We start from the raw sequence: 17,227 nt of genomic DNA on the forward strand, positions 1-17,227 counted from the left end.
CTCCGCCAAGATGGCATCACCAGTTGAGTTCATCCTAGCCGGGGCACCTCATGACCACAGCCGCGATCAAGCCCATTGCCCATCCCCGGCACCAGCCCTGGTACAAGATCCTCTACGTCCAGGTGCTGATCGCGATCGCGCTCGGCGTGCTCATCGGCTACTTCTATCCTGATCTCGGCAAGGCCTTGAAGCCGCTCGGCGACGGTTTCATCGCGCTGATCAAGATGATGATCGCGCCGGTGATCTTCTGCACCGTGGTGCACGGCATCTCCTCGATGGGCGACCTCAAGCGCGTCGGCCGGGTCGGCCTGAAGTCGCTGATCTATTTCGAGACGGTCTCGACCGTCGCTCTCGCGGTCGGACTTTTGGTCGGCGAGATTCTCCAGCCCGGGCACGGCTTCAACATCGATCCCGCCACGATCGACCCGAAGTCGGTCGCGACCTACGTCACCAAGGCCAAGGAAGAGGGCATCGTCGCCCATCTGATGGCGATCATCCCCGACAGCTATCTGGGCGCGATCGCGCGCGGCGACCTCCTGCAGGTCTTGCTGATCTCGATCCTATCCGGCTTCGCCATCGCCTTCCTCGGCAAGGCCGGCGAGCCCATTGCGGATGCGATCGACAAGGCCGCGAAGATGTTCTTCGGCATCATCCGCATCATCGTGCGCGTCGCGCCGATCGGCGCCTTCGGCGCGATGGCGTTCACCGTCGGCGCCTACGGCCTCGGCTCGCTGCTCAACCTCGCGGCGCTGATCGGCACGTTCTATCTCACCAGCATCCTGTTCGTACTGGTCGTGCTCGGCGCGATCGCGCGGCTGGCGGGCTTCTCGATCCTGCGCTTCATCGCCTACATCAAGGACGAGCTGCTGATCGTGCTCGGCACGTCCTCCTCCGAGACGGTGCTGCCGCAGATGATCCAGAAGATGGAGCATCTCGGCGCCTCGCGCTCGGTGGTCGGCCTCGTCATTCCGACGGGGTACAGCTTCAATCTCGACGGCACCAACATCTACATGACGCTGGCGACGTTGTTCCTGGCGCAGGCAACCAACACGCATCTGACCATCTGGCAGGAGCTCGGCATTCTCGGCATCGCCATGATCACCTCGAAGGGCGCCTCGGGCGTCACCGGCGCCGGCTTCATCACGCTCGCGGCAACGCTCTCGATCGTGCCCGACATACCGATCCAGTCGATCGCGATCCTGGTCGGCATCGACAAGTTCATGAGCGAGTGCCGCGCGCTGACCAATCTGATCGGCAATGGCGTCGCCTGCGTCGTCATCAGCATCTCCGAAGGCGAGCTCGACCGCGACGCGCTGCACGAGACCATGGCCCACCCGCTGGAGATCGGCGAGGCGCTGGAACCGGGCGGATCAGGCTAGAGTAATATGAAGTTATGGGGCCGTCGCAGGGGGCGCTGCCAAAAATAGCGAAAACAACCCCATGCAAAGCAGCCGGCGGCCGGCGTTGGGCCAAACAACTTGACACGTCGGGCAACTCAGGGATATTCTTCTAATATTCCGAAATTGCGCAGCCTGGACTTAGTCCGCTAGGTACGGCCTATCGTATGCTGTCGCCTCATCGAACGTCAGGTTTCGGACCGAGATCGACGGGACAAAATCGACCCGTTGGGGACGTAGGTGGGGCGGCAAAAATGTCTTCTTTTTAAGGCAATTCGGTCGGAGGCGAGATGGTCGATCCGTGGCCCCCAGATGCAAAGTTTCAAATGGGTGACTATGCTGCAAAGAAGGGGCGAGCATCATGGCGCGGTAGAATCGTTGGTTGGTATCGTACGGATTTGACCAAGCTCGGATACGCGATCGAGAGCTACTTCGAGCCTGGCTCGGTGCAGATTTACCCAGAGACGGCGATCGACGCATGGAAGCCGCCGGTCTTGGAACGTGAGTGACCGAGTCTCACCCTCCTGCGACCTTCGCAACGTCTGCTAATGGGCAAGGGCGCGGTGCTCTTACACGAATCGGAAGGACGGTCGTGGGCAGGTACCAAGCGTTAGATTCGATCCACTAGCCCAATCCAGGAACGCTTAACCATGCTCACCGTCTATGGCGAAGGTCGTGGCTTCCGTGTTGTCTGGCTGCTCGAGGAATTGGGATTGGCGTATCGGCTGCGCCCGGTCGATCTGTTCGCAGTCGAGAATGATCGCGATTTCCTCGCGATCAACCCCGCCGGCTTCATTCCCGTACTGCAGGACGGCGAGACAATCATGGTCGAATCGATTGGGATTCTCGAGTACCTGCTCGCCCGCCACGGCTCGGGTTCGCTTGCCGTCGCCCCTGATGATCCCGCCTTCGCGTCCTATCTGCAATTTCTCCACTTGGGCGAGGCCGGGCTCGCCGGGCCGATGAACGCCGTCATTGTCGGTCGCCAACTGGCGCCCGCAGCCGAGCGAGATGCCCGGGTGACCTGCTGGGCATTCGAGACCTTCGAGAGCCGGCTGGGGCTGGTTATCCGCCGCCTCGCGGATTGCCCTATCTCGCCGGCGACCGCTTCACGGCTGCCGATATCTCGGTGAGCTACGCCCTGCTGCTCGGCCTGCGAACCGGCAACTACGTCCCCGGTCCGACCGAGCGGGACTATCTCGCCCGCACGACGGTACGCCCTGCCTACCTCCGAGCGATGGAAAGCTGCCAGGCCACCAAGGCCTGGGCGGCAAGATCACCGGGATTGTAGTGTTTCGCTTCAATCCGGCTGTGGCTCCGGGCTTACAAGTCTACTGCCTGGGCCGTGTACTCATCGAGCGGCTGGCGCCCGATGTCCGCTTAACCCCCATCAGCGGCGGAGAAGCGGATATCTCCCGAGATCGCCGAAAGGGCCTGTAGCAGACGTCGACTCGCGGTTGATTGTTTCCGCCTCGTGCCAATCGCGGGCTTGTAATCAGCGAAAGGTCAGTTCAATCCCTGGCTTTTTCAAGCGCGTGCCGCATTACCTTCTGCTCATCGCTCGATAGTTGCGTTGCCCCGAGGTTGAAGGTCAGCTTGTCGATCTTCCCGGTGAACTGGAATGGCAGCTTGTAGCTGTCATCCACGCCGGTCCGGGTATCGGAGCCGATGTCGAAAGACTCGTCGATGGCCATCAGGAACGCAATCGAGTGCGGCATCGACTTGCGGGAAATCTCTTTGCCGTCTACCGAGAGTACCCCGGTGCCGCCTTTGCCGAAGCCGGGCCCATCATATTTGAAATCGAACACGATCGTATGCTTGCCCGGCTTGAGCGGCGAGCCGAGCCAGTCGCGCGCTCCTACGCCGGCTTCCCAGCGATACCGTTTCAGATCCAGCATGTTGTAGACAAAGACGGGCTTGCCTTTCAGCAGGTAGAGGCCATACCCGGCGAAGCGGCCGCCCAGCGTTGCGATCATGCCCTCGGCCCCGCCCGGTGGGACCGTGATCTCGGCAGTGATCTTGTAGTCTTTGTTTAAGAGGCTTGGCGCGTTATCGACCGGAATACCGGAATTGAAACCTGTATACGTGAAGACGGTCCGTCCCGCGGTGGCGCTCGGCCGCGGTGTGATGAGGCGCGGCAGAACTGAATTATCCAAAGGCAAGACCTGAAATTTGGCTGCCTCCGCCAGGAACAACGCCTGCATCTCCTTCAGCTTGTCGGGATTCTGACCGGCAAGGTTGTTGTTTTGCGAATAGTCGTCCGCGATGTTGTAGAGTTCCCACTTGTAGTCGCTGATCTCAGGCAGCTTGGCCGTTCCCAGAAGCCAGGGCGGCGCCGGCGGCGTCGTGCATGCATACCAACCATCGTGATAGATTCCGCGGTTGGCGAACATCTCGAAGTACTGGGTGTCGCGTTTCGACGGCGCGTTGGCATTGGCCTGGTCGAACGTGTAAGCCATGCTCACGCCCTCGATGGGCTTTTGCGCAATTCCGTTCACCGTCGTCGGAGCTTGGATGCCTGTGGCTTCAAGAATGGTCGGCACGATGTCGATCATGTGGTGGAACTGGGAGCGAATGCCGCCGACATCCTTGATGTGTCCGGGCCATGAGATGGCCATACCCTGCCGGGTGCCGCCGAAATGCGATGCCACCTGCTTGGTCCATTTGAACGGCGTGTCGAAGGCCCAGGACCATGCCACCGACATGTGCGGGTAGGTCTTGTCGGAGCCCCAATTCTCGTAATGGAGCATCAGCTCGGCTTCGGGCAATTTCAACACGCCGTTGTAGGCGGTCATCTGGTTCGGAGTGCCTTCCAACGTCCCTTCAGCGCTAGTGCCGTTGTCACCACTGATGTAAATGATCAGCGTGTTATCGAGCTTGCCCATGTCCTGGACGGCCTGGATGACGCGGCCGATCTCATAGTCGGTATATGCCGCGTAGCCGGCAAATACCTCGGCCTCGCGCGCATATAGCTTCTTCTGAATCAATGACAGCGAGTCCCACTTCGGCAACGTGTCGGGCCATGGGGTGAGCTGGGTGTTAGCCGGGATCACGCCGAGCTTTTTCTGGTTGGAGAAAATCTGCTCACGCAGCTTCTCCCAACCCATGTCGAACTTGCCCTTGAACTTGTCTATCCATTCCTTTTTCGGCTGATGCGGCGAATGCGTTCCTCCGGGCACGTAGTAGACGAAGAACGGTTTGTCGGGAGCGGCGGCGTTCAATCCGTTCATGTAGTTGATGGCGTCGTCCGCCATATCCGTGATGAGGTTGTAGTTTTGCTTGCCGATCCACGGAAATACCTGGGTCGTGTTACGAAACAGATAGGGCGTCCATTGGTCCGTCTCGCCGCCCATGAACCCGTAAAAATACTCAAATCCCATGCCGATCGGCCATTGATCGAACGGCCCCGCCGAGCTGTACGTATAGGTCGGCGTGTTGTGGTTCTTACCGAACCATGAGGTCGCAAAGCCATTGTCCCGCAGAATCGTCCCGATTGTCGCGCTCTCAGGTCCGATGACGGAATCGTATCCGGGATAACCGGTCGACATTTCACCGATCACGCCAAACCCGACAGAGTGGTGGTTACGACCGGTAATTAGTGCCGCCCGCGTCGGCGAGCAAAGTGCTGTCGAGTGAAATTGCGTATAGCGCAAGCCGGCCTTGGCGACACGATCCATCGCAGGGGTCGGAACGACGCCACCGAACGTACCCGACACACCATAACCTTGGTCGTCGGTCATGATCAGCAGTACGTTTGGCGCGCCTTTGGGCGGCACGACGGACGGTGGCCAGTAGGGCTTTGAGTCTTTGGCGGTTTCGTTGATCACGCCGCCGAACTTCGGAGGTTCGGGGGGAAGCTGCTTGCCGTCGATTGTGATCGTAGCGCCGGGCGAACCCGCTGCTCCGGTCGTCTGCTGCGCTATCGAGGGCAGCGTTGTGAGCAAGGTCAACGCAGCAGTAGACAACATCAGGGCGGACAAATTCATGATCGATCCTCCAGACGGGCTCGACGCACGGGCCACATACTGACACTGAAATAAACGGCCGGCAGCTTGGGGTTGATTTAGATCAACGAATGTCCGCTTCGGGCTAAACTCGGCAAAACTCAAGGTGAGCAAAATGCGTCCACTTTCGGGCGCATCGCGACCGATCCCGTCGGCACGGGCTCATTGAGCCTCGCTGCCGGGCAAGATTCCAATCTTGGACCGAAGGCGGTTGAATCATGCGTTACGAATTCTCCGACGAGGAAGAGACTGTCATCAGGCCGATGCTGCCAGGCAGCCCGCGCAACGTACCACGGGTGAATGATCGTCGCGTCCTCGGAGCGTCTCAATCCCGGACGCCGGCGGCCTTGAGGGTCTCACGATAGGTCGCGGACATCGCTTCTACCGGAAACGGAATCCGCGACAGGAAGCCGGAGATCGAAAACTCCGGATCGACCTTGAGCAGCTCGCGCGCGATCTGGGTCGCGCGCTCGGTCTCGCCGGTCTTGACGAGCGCCACGATCAGGACGCGCAGCGCCACCGCGAAGCGGCGGTTCTGCGCCAGCGCCTTGTCCGCCCACATCACCGCCTCGGCGAAATTCTGGTCGAGCACCGCGCAGATCGCGAGCGCCGCGGCGGCGAACCAGCCGCGCGGATCGCGCGGGTTCAGACGCTGCGCGCGCTCGATCATGGCGCGGCCGGCTTTCTGATTACCACGCATCGCCTCGATCCAGCCGCCGAGCACCAGCGCCATCGCCGAGTTCGGGTTGATCGCCAGCGAGCGCTCGAACAGATCGCGTGCGGGCTCGATCTTGTCGGCCATGTTCCAGATCGCGAACGCCGCCATCCACAAGACCTGCGGGTCACCGGGCGCGAGCTCGACCGCGCGCCAGGCTTGCGCGACCGCGCGTTCCCGGTAGGCATCGTTCGGCTTCAGCCAGCCCTGGACATGGCGCATCGCATGACAATAGGCGGAGGCCGCCAGCGCCGGTGCATAGGCGGGGTCGAGCGCCAGTGCCTGGTCGAGGCAATCGAGCGCCGCTTCCATGCTCTCGGGCGTGAACTCGTAACGCAGGCTGTAGGCGCGCAGCAGCAGATCGTAGGCGTCGAGCCTGTCGGGCGGCGCTGCCCGCACCCGCTCGGCTTCCGCGACGAGCAGGGTCGGCTCGATCGCGCCGACCACGTTCTCGGTGATGCGGTCCTGCAGGTCGAACACATCAGTCGCTGCGCCATCGAACCGATCGGCCCACAGATGCGCACCGGAGACGGCGTCGATTAGCTGCCCGGTGATGCGCAGCCGATCGCCGCCGCGGCGGACGCTGCCTTCGAGCACATAGCCGACGCCGAGATCGCGTCCAACCTGGCGGATGTCGACCGCCTTGCCCTTGTAGGTGAAGGCGGAGTTGCGCGCGATCACGGTGAGGCGGCTGCAACGCGCGAGCGCGGTGGTGATGTCCTCGGCGATGCCGTCGGCGAAATAATCCTGCTCGGGATCGCCGCTCATGTTGGTGAAGGGCAGCACCGCGATCGACGGGCCCTCGCTCGGCCGCGGCGGGCTGGCACTGTCTGCAGCCGGGCGATCGGGCGCGGTGTCCTCCCGGACATCGCCGACAAAGCGGAGGCCCTTGCGGGGCAGGGTGCGGATCAGCCGCTGCTCCTCGCCATTGTCGCCGATCGCAGTCCGTGCGGCGTTGATCCGGCTGCTCAGCGTCGCTTCCGAGACGATCCGGCCGTGCCAGACGGCGGCCAGCACCTCGTCGCGGCTGACCACCCGATCACGGGCGCGGATCAGGAACTCGATGAGGTCGAAGACCTGCGGCTCGACGGCCACCAGAGCATCGCCACGGCGCAGCTCACGGCGCTCGGAATCGAGGGTCAAGTCGTTGAAATGGTAAGTCAAATCGAAGAGTCCGGCGGCCGGCGGCTGAATGCGTGGCGGAACCTAGCACAGGCGGCCCGGAGCCAAAATCACGACGGTCTGAAGGGCAAATCCACGTCCTCTGAAAGCGGACGGGGGCGGTCTCTGCAATATTTCATCCCGACACCAGACGCAGGAGATCGCCATGTCGCAGTCCATCAATCAGCAACGCCGCCGCTTCCTTGGCATCGCCGGCGGGATCCTTGCCGCCTCCAGGCTCGGCTTCATCGGCTCGGCTCAGGCACAGTCCAAGCCGGCGCTGCCTGCGATCAAGGCTGGCGCGCACACCACGATCGGTCCGGTCAAGCAGATCAATGCCGGCGTGCTTGATACCGGTTATGTCGAGATGGGGCCTGCGTCCGGTCCCGTCGCGATCCTGCTGCACGGCTGGCCCTACGACATCCACAGCTATGCCGACGTCGCGCCGGCGCTCGCCGAGGCCGGCTACCGCGTGATCGTGCCGCATCTGCGCGGCTACGGCACGACGCGCTTCCTCTCCAGCGACACCATGCGCAGCGGCCAGCCGGTCGCGGTCTCAGCCGACATCATCGCGCTGATGGATGCGTTGAAGATCGAGAAGGCCGTGCTCGGCGGCTATGATTGGGGCGCGCGCACCGCCAACATCATGGCGGTGCTCTGGCCCGAGCGCTGCAAGGCCATGGTGTCGGTCAGCGGCTATCTGATTTCCAGCCAGGCTGCCGGCAGTGCGCCGTTGCCGCCGCAGGCGGAGCTGCAATGGTGGTACCAGTTCTACTTCGCCACCGAGCGCGGCCGCGCCGGATACGAGAAGTACACGCACGATTTCGCCAAGCTGATCTGGAAGCTCGCCTCGCCGCAGTGGAAGTTCGACGACGCCACCTTCAATCGCAGCGCGGCGGCGCTCGACAACAAGGATCATGTCGCGATCACGATCCACAATTACCGCTGGCGGCTCGGGCTCGCCCAGGGCGAGGCGAAGTACGAGCATCTCGAAAAGAAGCTCGCGGCGGCTCCCGTCATCGACGTGCCGACCATCACGATGGAAGGCGACGCCAACGGCGCGCCGCATCCCGAGCCCGCAGCCTATGCCAAGAAGTTCTCCGGCCACTATGAGCATCGGCTCCTGATCGGCGGTATCGGCCACAATCTGCCGCAGGAAGCGCCGCAGGCCTTCGTGCAGGCCATCATCGACGTCAGCAAGGTCTGAGACGGAGCGGATCACCGATCATGAGACAGGTTGTGAAATGGGCAGCTGCCGCGATCGCGGCAGCCTGCATCAGCGCGGCACTGCCGTTCGCCGTTGGGCGCGCCGATGACGCGGCACTGGCATCGCCGATCTTCGGCGTGAAAATCCCTGACGGCTATCGCGACTGGAAGCTGATCGCGGTCGGCGAGGAGACCGGGCTGGACGAACTTCGCAGCGTGCTCGGCAACGCGACCGCCGTGAAGGCCTATCAGGACGGCGCCGCGCGTTTCCCCGACGGCACCGTGCTGGTCAAGCTCGCCTGGAAGCGCAAGCCGGTTGCAGGCCTCGACGGCGCCTTCATCACGGGGCCCGCGACCACGGTCCAGGTCATGGTCAAGGACTCCGTCAAATATGCCTCCACCGGCGGCTGGGGCTTTGGCCGCTTCATCGACGGCAAGCCGGTCGACGCCGCCCAGCACGAGACGTGTTTTGCCTGCCACGAGGCCCACGCCAGCGATCACGATTTCGTCTTTACCCATTACGCGCATTGAACGCCGGCAATATCGGTGTGGAGACCTGATGGCTCTGATCTGGCGCCGGGATTGCCGCGAGGCTAGTTTCCCCGCGGCAATCGCATGCGGGGAACGGCTTTGTCCATCATCATCTACGGCATCAAGAACTGCGACACCATGAAGAAGGCCCGCGCCTGGCTCGATGCTCATGGCGTGCCCTACGAGTTTCACGACTACAAGGCGGCGGGCGTGGAGAAGGACAAGCTCAAGCAGTGGAGAGACAAGGTCGGCTGGGAGACGCTGCTCAATCGCGCCGGGACGACCTTCAAGAAGCTCCCAGACTCCGACAAGGAAGGCTTGAGCGAGCGCAAGGCGCTGGCGCTGATGGCCGAGCAGCCCTCGATGATCAAGCGCCCGGTGCTCGATCTCGGACCGAAGCGCGTCGTCGGCTTCAAGCCGGACATCTACGCCAAGGAAGTGCCGGCGAAGGCGCGCAAGAAGGGCTAAGGCGCTTCCAGCGATGGGGTGACCGCTTCGCGTGAAGCGACGCGTCTAGATCAACTCGACTGAATCATGGCTCACGGGACGATCCGTCGGGACGAACCTGCGGTCGATCACCGCCCGCTCCGTGACCACCGGGGCCGACTTCGCAGCCACACCCATCAGATTGTGCAGCCGAAAGCGGCCTTCGGTGCTGATCGCCTTGTAGGAGCCGATGATGTGCTCGACGGCATCGCCGCGTCCGAACGGCAAGAGCAGCCGTTCATAGGAAACCTCCTTGCCGTCGGCGTCGGCGACCGTCGCAACGGTGTAGGTCGGGCGCTTGCGCACGAGGCAGGCACGATATGACAGGATGACCCCCGCGTAGCGCTCGGGTCCGATCGCGTCATCGAGGTAGCGGTTGGTGCGCAGCCGCGACTCGACGTGCTCGTTGCCATAGGCCGTCGTCAGCCGCGCGCCTTCCTGCGTGATCAGGAAACGCGCGGCCTCGCCACTGCCGACCACGTCGAAGCTCATCATGTCGGCGCGCTCGTCGGCGGTGTCCTCGATATGGAAGTCGCACAGCAGGGGAAGCGCGTCCGGCATACGCAGCGCGCGCAGCCAGGCGTTCAGCAGCACCCGCTGCGTGATCGATTTGACCACCGATGGATCGGCACTTCTGAATTGCATCGGCTAGCCGAATTCAGGCACATCCCCGAACGGGATGCGGCCAAGGACAAGTTCATCGATCTGCGGGATGGTTTGGCTGCGGGCATAAAGTCGCAGCCACGTGCCGAGGAAATCACGTTGCGGGATCGATTTGACGACCGAAGAACTGGCGCGCTCGAAATGCAAGGCTCTAGCCATTCATATGCAATGGCCGGAGCTTCGGCGAGAGGCGCAAATATTCTATGAAAGCGGGAGTCCGGAGCAAAACACCGTTAACAACCGCTTTCCCGAGGCGCAAAGCGCGCCGAAATGCCATTCGACTAAGGATCAACCGGAACCGGTCACGCTGATGCCGCAGTGCACAGCTTTCCACCTTGCGTAACCGCCGCAGATGACGGCATATTCCGGCCCGGAGGCGACGGGCCCCGGACGGTTTCCAAGACGGATCGGACGCCTGTCGGACACGAAAAAAGCTGGCCACGCGGGCGAGGGGCTTCGCAGCGATGGCGTATGGGGGAATCTATTTGGCAGATGAGTTCATCCTCGAAACCAGCGGATTGACCAAGGAATTCGCGGGTTTCTTCGCCGTTCGCGACGTCGCGTTGAAAGTGCGTCGGGGCAGTATCCATGCGTTGATCGGGCCGAACGGCGCCGGCAAGACGACCTGTTTCAATCTGCTGACCAAATTCCTGAAGCCGTCGGCAGGCCAGATTCGCTACAAGGGGCAGGACATCACGGCGATGGCGCCGGCCGACGTGGCCCGCATGGGCCTCGTGCGCTCGTTCCAGATTTCGGCGGTATTTCCGCATCTTACCGCGCAGGAAAACGTCCGTGTCGCGCTTCAGCGCCAGCACGGCTCTTCGTTCGATTTCTGGCGCTCCAAGTCCGTGCTCAACCGCTTCAACGATCGCGCGCGCGAGCTGCTCAACGATGTCGGCCTCAGCGAGTTTGCCAACACGCCCGCGGTCGAGATGCCCTATGGGCGCAAGCGCGCACTTGAGATAGCAACGACGCTCGCGCTCGACCCAGAGATGATGCTGCTCGACGAGCCGATGGCCGGCATGGGCCACGAGGACATCGACAAGATCGCGGCGCTGATCAAGCGCATTTCGGCGAAATACACCATCCTCATGGTCGAGCATAATTTGAGCGTCGTGGCCAACCTCTCCGACATCATCACCGTGCTGACGCGCGGGCAGGTGCTCGCGCAGGGCCATTACTCCGAGCTCACCAAGGACGAGCGCGTCAAGGAAGCCTATCTGGGAGCCGGTCATGCCTGAGGCAAAACTGGCGGAGAAGCCCGTGGCTGCGGCCGGCGCCGACGTGCTGACGGTCAAGGATCTGCAGGCCTGGTACGGCGAATCCCACATCCTTCACGGGATCAATTTCAACGTGAAGGCCGGCGAGGTGGTGACGCTGCTCGGCCGCAACGGTGCCGGCAAGACCACCACGCTGAAGTCGGTGATGGGCGTGATCGGCAAGCGCGCCGGCTCGATCCGCTTCGACAATCAGGAAATCATCCGCGCGACCTCCGACAGGATCGCGCGGATGGGCATCGCGTTCTGCCCGGAAGAGCGGGGCATATTCGCCAGCCTCGACGTGCGGGAGAATTTGATGCTGCCGCCGGTCGTCCGCGAGGGCGGGCTGCCGCTCGACCAGATCTTCGATCTGTTTCCGAACCTGAAGGAGCGCCTGGGCAGCCAGGGCACCAAGCTCTCGGGCGGCGAGCAGCAGATGCTGGCGATTGCGCGCATCCTGCGCACCGGCGCGAGCTTCCTGATGCTGGACGAGCCGACCGAGGGCCTTGCGCCCGTCATCATCCAGCAGATCGGTCACACCATTGCGCGGCTCAAGAAGGAGGGCTTCACGATCCTCCTGGTCGAGCAGAACTTCCGTTTCGCATCCACCGTCGCCGACCGCTACTACGTGGTCGAGCACGGCAAGGTGATCGACGGCTTCGCGAATTCGGAGCTGTCGGCCAACATGGACAAGCTCCATACCTATCTCGGCGTCTGATATCGCCAGAACCAGAAAATTTAGGACGAGGGAATACGATATGAAGAACAAGATTTCGGCGCTCTTGCTCGGCACCGCGATGGTGCTGTCTGCCGCAAGCGTCGCCTCCGCCCAGGAAAAGCTCGACAAGACGGTCAAGATCGGCGCGCTGTCCGATCAGTCCGGGCTCTATGCCGACCTCGGCGGCCCCGGCTCGACGCTCGCCGCGCAGATGGCCGTCGAGGACTCCGGCCTCAAGGCCAAGGGCTGGACCATCGACGTCATCTCCGGCGATCACCAGAACAAGCCCGATATCGGCACTGCGATCGCGCGGCAGTGGTTCGACGTCGACAAGGTCGACGTCATCGTCGACGTGCCGAACTCGGGCGTTGCGCTCGCCGTCAACAACGTGATCAAGGAAAAGAACGGCGTCTACATCAATTCGGGTGCGGCGACCTCCGACCTCAGCAACGCGCAGTGCTCGCCCAACACCGTGCACTGGACCTACGACACCTACATGCTGGCCCATACCACCGGCCAGGCGCTCGTGAAGGCCGGCGGCGACACCTGGTTCTTCCTCACCGCGGATTACGCCTTCGGCGCGGCGCTCGAGCGCGACACCAGCGCGGTCGTCACCGCCAACGGCGGCAAGGTGGTCGGCGGCGTCAAGCACCCGCTCAACACGGCGGACTTCTCCTCCTTCCTGCTCCAGGCGCAGGCCTCCAAGGCCAAGATCATCGGCCTTGCCAATGCCGGCGGCGACACCACCAACACGATCAAGCAGGCGGCCGAATTCGGCATCGGCAAGGGCGGCCAGAAGCTCGCAGCGCTCTTGCTCTTCCTCACCGACGTCAAGGCGATCGGCCTCGAGACGGCGCAGGGACTCAATTTCACCGAGACGTTCTACTGGGACATGAACGACAAGACCCGGGCGTTCTCCAAGCGCTTCGCCGAGAAGATGAAGAACAATGCCCCGCCCACCATGGTGCAGGCGGGCGTCTATGCGGGCGTGCGTCACTATCTCAAGGCGCTGGAAGCGCTCGGCGGCAATTCGCATGACGGTGCCAAGATCGTCGAGAAGATGAAGTCGATGCCGACCGAGGACGACCTGTTCGGCAAGGGCGAGATCCAGCCCAACGGCCGCACCATCCACAACGCCTATCTGTTCGAGGTCAAGAAGCCCTCGGAGTCCAAGGGGCCATGGGACTTCTACAAGCTGGTCGGCACGGTGCCGGGCGACCAGGCTTTCACGCCGCTGGCCGAGAGCACGTGCGCGCTTCTGAAGAAGTGACGATCATGCCCGCCGGCCATGGGCGTGGCCGGCGGGCTTCATCTATCTAGCGAAAGCTCATTCGATGCAGGCTCTATACGCTCAGCTACTGGTGGGACTGATCAACGGCTCGTTCTACGCGCTGCTCAGTCTCGGGCTTGCCGTGATCTTCGGCATGCTCAACATCATCAATTTCGCCCATGGCGCGCTCTACATGATGGGCGCCTTCGTCGCCTATTTCCTGCTGAACCTCGGCGGGATCAACTACTGGTGGGCGTTGCTGCTCGCGCCCATCATCGTCGGCATCTTCGGCATGATCCTGGAACGGACCATGCTGCAATGGCTGACCGGGCTCGATCATCTCTACGGCCTGCTGCTGACCTTCGGCATCGCGCTGATCGTGCAGGGCGTGTTCCAGAACTATTTCGGCTCCTCCGGCCTGCCTTACGCCATCCCGGACCAGCTCAAGGGCGGCATGAATCTCGGCTTCATGTTCTTGCCCGTCTATCGCGGCTGGGTCGTCGTGTTCTCGCTGGTGGTGTGCCTTGCGACCTGGTTCCTGATCGAGAAGACGCAGCTCGGCGCCTACCTGCGCGCCGCCACTGAAAATCCGACGCTGGTGCGTGCCTTCGGCATCAACGTGCCGCGCATGATCACGCTGACCTACGGTCTCGGCGTCGGCCTTGCCGCGCTCGCCGGCGTGCTCTCGGCGCCGATCAACCAGGTGCGGCCGCTGATGGGCGCCGACCTCATCATCGTGGTGTTCGCGGTGGTCGTGATCGGCGGCATGGGATCGATCATGGGCTCCATCATCACCGGCTTCGCGCTCGGTGTGATCGAAGGCCTGACCAAGTATTTCTACCCCGAGGCCTCCAACACCGTCGTGTTCGTGCTGATGGTGCTGGTGCTCTTGGTGAAGCCAACGGGATTGACGGGAAGGGCGGCCTGAGATGACAACCCTGACGGACGACACGCTGCCGGTGACCCCTCGCGCGATGCGCGACGAGATGATCGTGTTCGTGGTGATGGCGCTGCTGCTGGCGGCCGTGCCGTTCACCGGCGTCTATCCCTTCTTCGTGATGCAGGCGCTGTGCTTTGCGCTGCTCGCCTGCGCCTTCAATCTGCTGATCGGCTACGGCGGCCTGCTGTCCTTCGGCCACGCGATGTTCCTGGGCACGGCGGGCTATTGCAGCGCGCATGCGCTGAAGGTGTGGGCGCTGCCGCCGGAGCTCGGCATCCTCGTCGGCATCGCTGCGGCGTTCGTGCTGTCGATCATCACCGGCTACATCTCGATTCGCCGCCAGGGCATCTATTTCTCGATGATCACGCTGGCGCTGTCGCAGCTCCTGTACTTCATCTATCTCCAGGCCCCGTTCACCCACGGCGAGGACGGCATCCAGGGCATCCCGCAGGGGCACATGTTCGGCATCTTCGATCTCTCCAAGCCGACGGTGCTCTATTACGTCGTGCTGGTCGGCTTCCTTGCCGGCTTCCTCCTGATCTTCCGCATCATCAACTCGCCGTTCGGCGAAGTCCTGAAGGCGATCCGCGAGAATGAGCCGCGGGCGATCTCGCTCGGCTACCGCACCGACCAGTACAAGTTCCTGGCCTTCGTCCTGTCGGGCACGCTGGCGGGCTTTGCCGGTTCGCTGAAGGTGTTCGTGGCGCAGAACGCCTCGCTCACCGACGTGCACTGGTCGATGTCGGGCGAGGTCGTGCTGATGACGCTGGTCGGTGGCCTCGGCACCATCTTCGGCCCCGTGGTCGGCGCTTTCGTCATCATCGCCATGCAGCAATATCTGGCGGGTTTCGGCCAATGGGTGACGGTGATCCAGGGCTCGATCTTCGTGATCTGCGTGCTGCTGTTCCGGCGCGGCCTGGTCGGTGAGCTCGCCCACCTCCTGCGGCGGTCGCTGTAGGGCAGGTCTCGGCGATTTTCGGCCGACTTTAGCGGTGGACGACCGCCCGCTCGGGCGGTCGTGTCAGGTGTTTTCCCCGCCAGATGCTCTATGACAGTTCTGTGACAGTCGCTAAAAGGGCTGTCCCGGAATGATGGAACTGAGACATGCTGCGCTGGTTTCGCGCCTTCCTGCCCAAGGAAGAGCGGTTTTTCGACCTGTTCGCCCGACACGCCCGGACCTCCGTGCAATGCGCATTGGCGTTGCAGGACATGCTGAAGGGGGGCGAGGAGACGCCGGTCTATTGCCAGCGCGTCAACCAGTTCGAGAACGACGCCGACAACATCACCCGTGAGGTGCTGACGGCGGTGCGCCGCACCTTCATCACCCCGTTCGACCGTGGCGACATCAAGAACCTCATCACGTCGCTGGACGATGCCATCGACCAGATGCAGCAGACGGCCAAGGCGGTCATGCTGTTCGAGGTCCGCACCTTCGAGCCTCCGATGCGCGAGATCGGCGGGCTCCTGATCGAATGCGCCAATCTGGTCGGGCGTGCGCTGCCGCTGATGCAGTCGATCGGCCCGAACGTCGCCATGCTGACCGCCATCACCGAAGAGCTCGGCAAGCTGGAGGGCCGGGTCGACGATCTCCACGACATCGGCCTGAAGGAGCTGTTCCTCAAGCATCGCGAGGGCAATGCGATGGACTTCATCGTCGGCGCCGAGATCTACGACCATCTCGAAAAGGTCGCCGACCGATTCGACGACGTCGCCAACGAGATCAACAGCATCGTCATCGAGCAGGTTTAGCTCATGATCCGGAAAAGTGTGATGCGGTTTTCCCTGCGACAAACGCGAAGTGTTTGCGCGGCGATCATGCTCAACAAAGCACCATAGAGCGGGGCATCACGTGGACGCCACGCTGGGTCTTCCAATTCTGACCATCTTGATCGCCGTCGCGCTGCTGTTCGACTTCCTGAACGGCCTGCACGACGCTGCCAATTCGATCGCGACCATCGTCTCGACCCGCGTGCTGCGGCCGCAATTCGCGGTGTTCTGGGCCGCCTTCTTCAATTTCATCGCCTTCATGGTGTTCGGACTGCACGTCGCCCAGACCGTCGGCACCGGCATCATCGAGCCGTCGGTGGTGGATGCGACCGTGATCTTCGCAGCGCTCGTCGGCGCGATCGTCTGGAACCTCGTGACCTGGGCGCTCGGCATCCCGTCCTCGTCGTCGCACGCGTTGATCGGCGGCCTCGTCGGCGGCGGCATGGCCAAGGCGGGGATATCGGCCGCGGTATGGGGCGGCCTGTCCAAGACGGTGCTGGCAATCGTGCTGTCACCGCTGGTCGGTTTCCTGCTCGCAACGATGCTGGTGGCGATCGTGTCCTGGGCCTCGGTGCGCTCGACGCCGTTCGCGGTCGATCGCGCCTTTCGCATCCTGCAATTCGCCTCCGCCTCGCTCTATTCGCTCGGCCATGGCGGCAACGACGCGCAGAAGACCATGGGCATCATCGCGGTGCTGCTGTATTCGCAGGGCCATCTCGGCAGCGAGTTCTCGGTGCCGTTCTGGGTGGTTCTGTCCTGCCAGGCGGCGATGGCGCTTGGCACGCTGATGGGCGGCTGGCGCATCGTTCGCACCATGGGCCTGCGCATCACGAAATTGACGCCGATGCAGGGCTTTTGCGCCGAAACGGGGGGCGCCGCGACCCTGTTCATGGCGACCTATCTCGGAGTTCCCGTCTCGACCACCCATACCATCACCGGTGCCATCGTCGGCGTCGGCGCCGCCCGCCGCGTCTCGGCGGTGCGCTGGAACGTCGCAAGCTCGATCGTCTATGCCTGGGTGATCACGATCCCGGCCTCGGCCGCGGTCGCAGCCGCGAGCTATTGGGCGGTGCAGATTTTGAAGTAGCGCTTTCGAGCGAAGTGGAAGCC

The 17,227-nt window shown here is 62.8% G+C and carries 16 protein-coding genes and 1 pseudogene; 13 read left to right on the plus strand and 4 right to left on the minus strand.

Going from position 1 to position 17,227, the window contains the following annotated elements:
- Positions 1 to 50: 50 nt before the first annotated feature.
- The 3 genes and pseudogenes from RX327_RS17810 (at position 51) to RX327_RS17820 (ending at position 2,688) form a co-directional block, all read left to right on the plus strand.
- On the plus strand, positions 51 to 1,379 hold the full coding sequence (locus RX327_RS17810) for a dicarboxylate/amino acid:cation symporter (RefSeq protein WP_317250987.1): 1,329 nt from the start codon (positions 51 to 53) through the stop codon (positions 1,377 to 1,379).
- Positions 1,380 to 1,687: 308 nt separating this feature from the next.
- A complete protein-coding gene (locus RX327_RS17815; protein ID WP_063616606.1) occupies positions 1,688 to 1,906 on the plus strand; it encodes a hypothetical protein in 219 nt (72 codons plus the stop codon).
- A gap of 141 nt (positions 1,907 to 2,047) precedes the next feature.
- A pseudogene (locus RX327_RS17820) lies at positions 2,048 to 2,688 on the plus strand (glutathione S-transferase family protein).
- Between the two features lie 220 nt (positions 2,689 to 2,908).
- Here RX327_RS17820 and RX327_RS17825 read toward each other — a convergent pair.
- Together RX327_RS17825 and RX327_RS17830 are read right to left on the minus strand one after the other, a co-directional pair.
- Entirely contained in the window at positions 2,909 to 5,383 is a 2,475-nt protein-coding gene (locus RX327_RS17825; protein WP_317250988.1) for an arylsulfatase, read from the minus strand.
- A 343-nt stretch (positions 5,384 to 5,726) separates the two neighbouring features.
- Entirely contained in the window at positions 5,727 to 7,280 is a 1,554-nt protein-coding gene (locus RX327_RS17830) for a winged helix-turn-helix domain-containing tetratricopeptide repeat protein (protein ID WP_050386672.1), read from the minus strand.
- Between the two features lie 163 nt (positions 7,281 to 7,443).
- Between RX327_RS17830 and RX327_RS17835 the strand changes: the two genes are divergently transcribed.
- From RX327_RS17835 to RX327_RS17845, 3 genes are all read left to right on the plus strand, one after another.
- Positions 7,444 to 8,484 carry an alpha/beta hydrolase gene (locus tag RX327_RS17835; RefSeq protein ID WP_317250989.1) on the plus strand — a complete coding sequence of 347 codons (1,041 nt, stop codon included), beginning with the start codon at positions 7,444 to 7,446 and terminating at the stop codon, positions 8,482 to 8,484.
- A gap of 20 nt (positions 8,485 to 8,504) precedes the next feature.
- A complete protein-coding gene (locus tag RX327_RS17840) occupies positions 8,505 to 9,014 on the plus strand; it encodes a cytochrome P460 family protein (RefSeq protein ID WP_050386670.1) in 510 nt (169 codons plus the stop codon).
- A 99-nt stretch (positions 9,015 to 9,113) separates the two neighbouring features.
- The gene (locus tag RX327_RS17845; protein ID WP_317250990.1) at positions 9,114 to 9,482 is read left to right on the plus strand and encodes an ArsC family reductase; all 369 of its coding nucleotides are present in this window, start codon (positions 9,114 to 9,116) and stop codon (positions 9,480 to 9,482) included.
- Positions 9,483 to 9,527: 45 nt separating this feature from the next.
- Here RX327_RS17845 and RX327_RS17850 read toward each other — a convergent pair whose 3' ends face one another.
- Together RX327_RS17850 and RX327_RS17855 are read right to left on the minus strand one after the other, a co-directional pair.
- Complete coding sequence (locus RX327_RS17850) at positions 9,528 to 10,145, minus strand: hypothetical protein (protein WP_050386668.1); 618 nt, start codon at positions 10,143 to 10,145, stop codon at positions 9,528 to 9,530.
- Between the two features lie 3 nt (positions 10,146 to 10,148).
- Positions 10,149 to 10,310, minus strand: a complete 162-nt coding sequence (locus RX327_RS17855; RefSeq protein WP_167350425.1) for a hypothetical protein — start codon at positions 10,308 to 10,310, stop codon at positions 10,149 to 10,151.
- 338 nt (positions 10,311 to 10,648) lie between these two features.
- On the opposite strand from RX327_RS17855, the gene RX327_RS17860 reads away from it, so the two are divergent.
- The 7 genes from RX327_RS17860 (at position 10,649) to RX327_RS17890 (ending at position 17,204) form a co-directional block, all read left to right on the plus strand.
- Positions 10,649 to 11,404: an ABC transporter ATP-binding protein gene (locus RX327_RS17860; protein ID WP_317250991.1), complete on the plus strand. Its 756-nt coding sequence runs from the start codon at positions 10,649 to 10,651 to the stop codon at positions 11,402 to 11,404.
- Entirely contained in the window at positions 11,397 to 12,140 is a 744-nt protein-coding gene (locus RX327_RS17865) for an ABC transporter ATP-binding protein (protein ID WP_317250992.1), read from the plus strand. The genes RX327_RS17860 and RX327_RS17865 overlap by 8 nt, the downstream gene beginning before the upstream one ends.
- Positions 12,141 to 12,180: 40 nt before the next feature.
- A complete protein-coding gene (locus tag RX327_RS17870; RefSeq protein ID WP_317250993.1) occupies positions 12,181 to 13,410 on the plus strand; it encodes an ABC transporter substrate-binding protein in 1,230 nt (409 codons plus the stop codon).
- Between the two features lie 64 nt (positions 13,411 to 13,474).
- Positions 13,475 to 14,338: a branched-chain amino acid ABC transporter permease gene (locus RX327_RS17875; RefSeq protein WP_028178028.1), complete on the plus strand. Its 864-nt coding sequence runs from the start codon at positions 13,475 to 13,477 to the stop codon at positions 14,336 to 14,338.
- Position 14,339: 1 nt separating this feature from the next.
- A complete protein-coding gene (locus RX327_RS17880) occupies positions 14,340 to 15,308 on the plus strand; it encodes a branched-chain amino acid ABC transporter permease (RefSeq protein WP_317250994.1) in 969 nt (322 codons plus the stop codon).
- A gap of 146 nt (positions 15,309 to 15,454) precedes the next feature.
- Positions 15,455 to 16,099 carry a DUF47 domain-containing protein gene (locus tag RX327_RS17885; protein ID WP_317250995.1) on the plus strand — a complete coding sequence of 215 codons (645 nt, stop codon included), beginning with the start codon at positions 15,455 to 15,457 and terminating at the stop codon, positions 16,097 to 16,099.
- A gap of 100 nt (positions 16,100 to 16,199) precedes the next feature.
- On the plus strand, positions 16,200 to 17,204 hold the full coding sequence (locus tag RX327_RS17890) for an inorganic phosphate transporter (RefSeq protein WP_317250996.1): 1,005 nt from the start codon (positions 16,200 to 16,202) through the stop codon (positions 17,202 to 17,204).
- Positions 17,205 to 17,227: the final 23 nt, after the last annotated feature.

The organism is Bradyrhizobium sp. BEA-2-5 (assembly GCF_032918025.1).
Classification (GTDB): Bacteria; Pseudomonadota; Alphaproteobacteria; order Rhizobiales; family Xanthobacteraceae; genus Bradyrhizobium; species Bradyrhizobium pachyrhizi.

Excerpts from the sequence above, each read along its gene's own strand:
- RX327_RS17880 (WP_317250994.1), top strand. The coding sequence starts at position 14,340 with ATGACAACCCTGACGGACGACACGCTGCCGGTGACCCCTCGCGCGATG.
- RX327_RS17870 (WP_317250993.1), top strand. The coding sequence starts at position 12,181 with ATGAAGAACAAGATTTCGGCGCTCTTGCTCGGCACCGCGATGGTGCTG.
- RX327_RS17840 (WP_050386670.1), top strand. The coding sequence starts at position 8,505 with ATGAGACAGGTTGTGAAATGGGCAGCTGCCGCGATCGCGGCAGCCTGC.
- RX327_RS17815 (WP_063616606.1), top strand. The coding sequence starts at position 1,688 with ATGGTCGATCCGTGGCCCCCAGATGCAAAGTTTCAAATGGGTGACTAT.
- RX327_RS17850 (WP_050386668.1), bottom strand. The coding sequence starts at position 10,145 with ATGCAATTCAGAAGTGCCGATCCATCGGTGGTCAAATCGATCACGCAG.
- RX327_RS17865 (WP_317250992.1), top strand. The coding sequence starts at position 11,397 with ATGCCTGAGGCAAAACTGGCGGAGAAGCCCGTGGCTGCGGCCGGCGCC.
- RX327_RS17835 (WP_317250989.1), top strand. The coding sequence starts at position 7,444 with ATGTCGCAGTCCATCAATCAGCAACGCCGCCGCTTCCTTGGCATCGCC.
- RX327_RS17875 (WP_028178028.1), top strand. The coding sequence starts at position 13,475 with ATGCAGGCTCTATACGCTCAGCTACTGGTGGGACTGATCAACGGCTCG.
- RX327_RS17810 (WP_317250987.1), top strand. The coding sequence starts at position 51 with ATGACCACAGCCGCGATCAAGCCCATTGCCCATCCCCGGCACCAGCCC.
- RX327_RS17885 (WP_317250995.1), top strand. The coding sequence starts at position 15,455 with ATGCTGCGCTGGTTTCGCGCCTTCCTGCCCAAGGAAGAGCGGTTTTTC.
- RX327_RS17825 (WP_317250988.1), bottom strand. The coding sequence starts at position 5,383 with ATGAATTTGTCCGCCCTGATGTTGTCTACTGCTGCGTTGACCTTGCTC.